The following is a 4,692-nucleotide window of genomic DNA, read 5'->3' as shown; positions in this document are numbered from 1 at the left end:
CAACTTGTGCAGCGCATTGATCACTTTGTCGCCGCATACAACACCGAGTGCCAACCGTTCAGGTGGACTGCTGCCGCTCACTCAATCTTGGCTAAGCTGCACCGACTTTGCTCACGTATCAGCGGGACAGGACACTAGGTGGGCTTGAGGGCCTTGCCTGGAGGCGATCAGGGCTGCCGGGTCTTCTCCGAAATACCGGCTGAGCAAGGCGTACACGTCAGCGAAATCGGCTTGCAAGGCCCAGGGCGCCACGAAGAAGGCCTCCGTGACCACGGGGAAGAACTCCACCAGCCCGGCCTGCGCCGCATAGGGGTCGAGCCAGGTGTCTTCACCACGGGCCAGGGCCTCGCTGTGGCGGTCGAAGCCCTGCCACATCACGTCCTGCCAGTACGCCTTGTTGATCTCGGCAGGCAAGGGCGGGGTGCCATCCAGTTCGCCTCCGATCATGTCCAGCGCATGGGCGAACTCGTGGACGACCACGTTGTAGCCGTGGTCGAGGTCGCGGGCTTGCTGCACGTCGTGCCACGACAGCATCACAGGGCCATCGGGCATGGCCTCTCCGGCCAGCACCTCGTCGTACTGGTGCACTACACCGGCGTCGTCCATCACCTCACGGTGGGCCACGACCTGATCGGGGTGCACGACGATGTGGCCCATGTGGGCGTAGGCGCCCAGCCCCAGGCGCAGCACAGGCAGGCAGGCCTGCGCGGCAATGGCCACGGCCATGTCGTTGCTGATCTGCAGCCCCCCGGCGGGCACGAACTGTTTGCGGGCGAGGAAGAGGGTGCTCAGGGCGCGCAGGCGCTCGAGCTGTTCAGGGCTGCGCCAGGCCAGGAAGGGGTACTGGGCCAGTGTCTGGGCCCACAGGGCGTTCGGGATGGCGCGGTGTTCCAGGATGCTGGCTTCCGAGCGCCAGCTCAGTGGCAGGTGCCGGGCGATGCGCGCCAGCAGGCTCATGCGCCTGACCTCTGCGGGCTGATGGCCGCATCGATGGAGAGGCGTTCATGGCCTTGCGCACGGAGCCGAAAGACCTCAGCGCGCTCGGGCGCATGGTCCAGATCCCAGTCGGACAGCACGTGGCGCTGCGCTTGGGGCAGTGCGAAGGGCTGCGTGCCCGCGCGGTGCGTATGGCCGTGGATGAGCTGGCTGGCTCCGGCGGCTGTCAGCACGGGGGCAGCGGCTTCGGGGGCGACATCGGCCCAGTCTTCCTGCTGCATGCCGTGCTTGCGGGATTCGCTGACCTCGCGCATGGCGCGGGCTGTGGCCAGGCGGGCTTCCAGCGGCTGCGACAAAAAGCGTGACTGCCAGGCCTCGCTGCGCGACTGGGCGCGGAACGCCTGGTAATCCGCGTCGTCCAGGCACCAGGCATCGCCGTGCGTCAGCACGTGGCGCTGCCCGAAGGCGTGCAGCACGATGGGGTCGCTCAGCAAGGTTGCGTGGCAGGCGCGGGCCATCTCGGCGCCCAGCAGGAAGTCGCGGTTGCCGACCATCAGGTGCAGGCTCAGGCGCTGGCCGGCGGTGAGCAACTCATGGGTGCACGCGGCCTCGAAAGGCTGGTGGCGCATGTCATCGCCCACCCAGGCTTCGAAAAGATCACCGAGGATGAACACCGCATCAGCCGAGGTGCCGCGCAGGTAGCGCTTGAAGGCCTCGAAGGTGCGCGGGTGGCTCTCGTGCAGGTGAAGGTCGGAGATGAAATCAATACACCGCCACGAGGGCGGTGCATGGAGGGCGGGCAGAACCGGTGCGGAGGTCATGGCCGCATCATCTTCGCTGGCGGCTGGTGGCCGCCGGCTTGGTGAATCCATCAGGCCTCGACGGCTTTGGTGATGGTCACGTCTTCCAGCGGCACGTCGCCGTGGCCACCGCGGTTGCCGGTCTTGACCTTCTCGATCTGGTCAACCACGTCGGTGCCTTCAGTGACCTTGCCGAACACAGCATAGCCCCAGCCGCTCGGGCTCTCGGACTTGAAGTTCAGGAAGTCGTTGTCGGTGCCGTTGATGAAGAACTGGGCACTGGCCGAGTGGGGCGCGCTGGTGCGGGCCATGGCGATGGTGTAGCGGTCGTTCGTCAGGCCGTTGTTGGCTTCGTTCTGGATCGGATCGCGGGTGGGCTTTTGCTTCAGGCCGGGCTCGAAGCCGCCTCCCTGGATCATGAAGCCCTTGATCACGCGGTGGAAGACGGTGCCGTCGTAGTGGCCGGCACGCACGTACTCCAGGAAGTTTGCGACGGTGGCGGGTGCTTTTTCGTCGTCCAATTCGAGACGGATCACGCCGGCGGTGGTATGCAGTTCAACGTTCTTGGCCATGGTTCATTTCTCCAGCGTGGCTTGTTTGATGATGACGGGTTGCAGCGGCACATCGCCATGCATGCCCTTCTGGCCCGTGGGCACTTTGCGGATCTTGTCGATCACGTCCATGCCCTGGACGACCTTGCCGAATACAGCGTAGCCGTTGCCGTCCTGCGAGCGGGCGGCATCCAGGAAGCCATTGTCCTTCACGTTGATGAAGAACTGCGCCGTTGCGGAATTGGGGTTCATGGTGCGGGCCATGGCCACGGTGCCGCGCTCGTTGTTCAGGCCGTTGCGGCTTTCGAGTGGAATGGGCGCGCGCGTGGGCTTTTCCTTCATGTCGGGCGTCATGCCGCCACCCTGGACCATGAAGTTGTCGATCACGCGGTGGAAGATCGTGCCGTTGTAGTGGCCGGTCTTCACGTAGGCGATGAAGTTCTCGACCGTCTTGGGGGCCTTTGTGGCATCCAGCTGCAACACGATGTCGCCCTGGCTGGTCGTCAGGCGTACGTTCTGGGCCTGGGCGGCAACGCTCAGGGCAAGGCCGGCCAGCAGGAGGGCGGCACGGCTCAGCAGGGGGGTGCTCTTCATCCGATCACTCCTTCATAGAAAATTTTCCACAGGCCACCTTCCTTGCCCCAGTACTGGCGCTTGACGGCGCCGGTGCGCTCGCCCTGGTTCAGCTCGCCGAAGGTCACGACCAGCACATCGCTGCGGTCGCGCCAAGACAGGATGGACATGTCCTTGAGCTGCAGCTGGCGGCCCTTCTGGCTGCCTGCTTCGCGCTCCATCAGTTGACGCCATTGGTCATGGTCGCGGTTGCCGCTGGCGAACTGCGGGGAGTAGAAGGACATCAGGCGGTTGACGTCGCCGCTGGCACGGGCCACACGCCAGCCTTCCAGCAGGTTGTGCAGATCACGCCGCGGAGCCTCAAGCGCCTGCGGCTCGACCCAGTCCAGCGAGCGGGCGATGATGACCGGCGTGGTGCGGGGCTGCACCCGCTCCATGATGGCCTGGAGCTCGGGGTTGGCCAGCGCCACGCAGCCGTCGGTGCTCTGCGGGCTGCGTGCGTAGCTGTCGCTGGGCACGCCGTGCAGCCAGATGCCGCTGCCGGTGCGGCCCATGCGGCGGTCGTACTCGTTAGGGTAGTTCAGGGGCAGGGCCCCCACGCCATAGAGGTCTGTGAGTTGGCTGGCGTCGAGCCGGCTGGTGATGTAGTACACCCCGATGGGTGTGCGTTGGTCACCCTGGACGCTCTTGTCAGGGCCGAGCTTGCCTATCGAAGCGTAGTGATCGGCGATCAGCTGCAGGCCGTGCGGGCCGTTCTCGAACAGGTACAGCCGCGAACGGCTGGCATCGACGGCGATGGCGTGCTTGGTAGTGGGCGGCAGGTCGATGAACTGCGTGGGGATGGCGCCCACGGGCGGACGCTCCTGCAGGGCCATCAGGCGGCGGTTGGCTTCGACGCGCAGTTGTTCCAGGCGTTCCGGGGCCTTGCTGGTCAGCTCGTTCGGGGCGCTGCCCATGTGCTGCAGCGGGTTGGTGCGCGCCAGCAACAGATCGCCGTAAACCAGCTGGGCCAGATGGAAGTTGGGCACATCCTGGGTGAGCAGGCGGGCCTTTTCCATGGCCTGGGGGGCTTGGCCGGCGCCGACGAGCCGGTACACCTCAAGCAGCCGGCCTTCGGCCGACGGGTCGTTCGTGTGCTGTGCGAGTTGCTGCAGGCTGACCACGTGCGGTGCGGGCGCGCTGCCTTCCTGAGGGGCGGCAGCGGCGACGACGCTCTGCTCCTTGGGCTTGGCCGCGGCATTGGCTTGCGCCGTGTCTGCGGACATCAAGGAGGACACAGCCCAGATGGCGAGGGGTGCACTGAGGCCCAGTCCCAGTGCCAGGGCCCGTCCAGCCGACAACTTGAATGGCCGACGGTTACGCAAACGATTCATCTCAAGAGCCTGAAGATTCCTTCACGATCACCCAGTTGCTGCCTTGGCGGGTCAGATCAAGACGCTTTCCACTGGTCACGTTCAGGTTGTCCGATTTGTACTCCTGTCGGAAGCGGGCCGTGGCCTTGCTGCCATTGACCTTGACGTCTAAATTGGAAATTTTCACCGAGATGCTGCGGCGCGTGGCGATGCGGTCGCGGCGCTCCTGCTCCCAGGCCTTGCGGCTCTTGCCACCGTTGAAATCGCGGGCGTAGGCAGCGAAATAGTCGTTCATGTCGCGGCGGCTCCAGGCGGAGGCCCAGGCCTGGACGGCAGCTTCCACATCACGCTCGTGGGCTTCTGCACGGGCCTCGGGGGCTGGTGCGGGTGCCGGCGTGGGCTTGGCTACTGGTGCAGGGGCCGGTGCCGGCGTGGGCACAGGGGTGGGTGCCGGGGCCGGAGCAGGGGCCGGCGCAGGCG

General features: G+C 65.8%; 6 protein-coding genes and 1 pseudogene. 1 reads left to right on the top strand and 6 read right to left on the bottom strand.

What is annotated here, in order from left to right; genetic code table 11:
- Positions 1–138 (top strand): annotated as a pseudogene (locus WAQ08_RS05550) (IS630 family transposase); the annotation flags it as partial.
- Here the strand turns inward: WAQ08_RS05550 and WAQ08_RS05545 are convergent.
- From WAQ08_RS05545 to WAQ08_RS05520, 6 genes are all read right to left on the bottom strand, one after another.
- Complete coding sequence (locus WAQ08_RS05545) at positions 112–957, bottom strand: zinc-dependent peptidase (RefSeq protein ID WP_422189799.1); 846 nt, start codon at positions 955–957, stop codon at positions 112–114. The pseudogene WAQ08_RS05550 and the gene WAQ08_RS05545 overlap by 27 nt on opposite strands.
- Entirely contained in the window at positions 954–1,757 is an 804-nt protein-coding gene (locus WAQ08_RS05540; protein ID WP_422189797.1) for a UDP-2,3-diacylglucosamine diphosphatase, read from the bottom strand. The genes WAQ08_RS05545 and WAQ08_RS05540 overlap by 4 nt, the downstream gene beginning before the upstream one ends.
- A 50-nt stretch (positions 1,758–1,807) precedes the next feature.
- Positions 1,808–2,308, bottom strand: a complete 501-nt coding sequence (locus WAQ08_RS05535) for a peptidylprolyl isomerase (RefSeq protein ID WP_422189795.1) — start codon at positions 2,306–2,308, stop codon at positions 1,808–1,810.
- Positions 2,309–2,311: 3 nt separating this feature from the next.
- Positions 2,312–2,881, bottom strand: a complete 570-nt coding sequence (locus WAQ08_RS05530) for a peptidylprolyl isomerase (RefSeq protein ID WP_422189793.1) — start codon at positions 2,879–2,881, stop codon at positions 2,312–2,314.
- Entirely contained in the window at positions 2,878–4,125 is a 1,248-nt protein-coding gene (locus WAQ08_RS05525; protein WP_422189791.1) for a L,D-transpeptidase family protein, read from the bottom strand. The genes WAQ08_RS05530 and WAQ08_RS05525 overlap by 4 nt, the downstream gene beginning before the upstream one ends.
- 109 nt (positions 4,126–4,234) lie before the next feature.
- A partial coding sequence (locus WAQ08_RS05520) for a L,D-transpeptidase Cds6 family protein (protein ID WP_422189789.1) occupies positions 4,235–4,692 on the bottom strand: 458 nt, incomplete at its 5' end.

Source organism: Aquabacterium sp. (genome assembly GCF_049274795.1).
Classification (GTDB): Bacteria; Pseudomonadota; Gammaproteobacteria; order Burkholderiales; family Burkholderiaceae_C; genus Aquabacterium.
The sequence above is the reverse complement of the archived record's forward strand: the minus strand, read 5'-3'. Positions and strand labels throughout refer to the sequence as shown.

What these genes read in the sequence shown, in the direction of transcription:
- WAQ08_RS05540 (WP_422189797.1), bottom strand. Translation starts at nt 1,757, where the DNA reads ATGACCTCCGCACCGGTTCTGCCCGCCCTCCATGCACCGCCCTCGTGG.
- WAQ08_RS05530 (WP_422189793.1), bottom strand. Translation starts at nt 2,881, where the DNA reads ATGAAGAGCACCCCCCTGCTGAGCCGTGCCGCCCTCCTGCTGGCCGGC.
- WAQ08_RS05535 (WP_422189795.1), bottom strand. Translation starts at nt 2,308, where the DNA reads ATGGCCAAGAACGTTGAACTGCATACCACCGCCGGCGTGATCCGTCTC.
- WAQ08_RS05545 (WP_422189799.1), bottom strand. Translation starts at nt 957, where the DNA reads ATGAGCCTGCTGGCGCGCATCGCCCGGCACCTGCCACTGAGCTGGCGC.
- WAQ08_RS05525 (WP_422189791.1), bottom strand. Translation starts at nt 4,125, where the DNA reads ATGTCCGCAGACACGGCGCAAGCCAATGCCGCGGCCAAGCCCAAGGAG.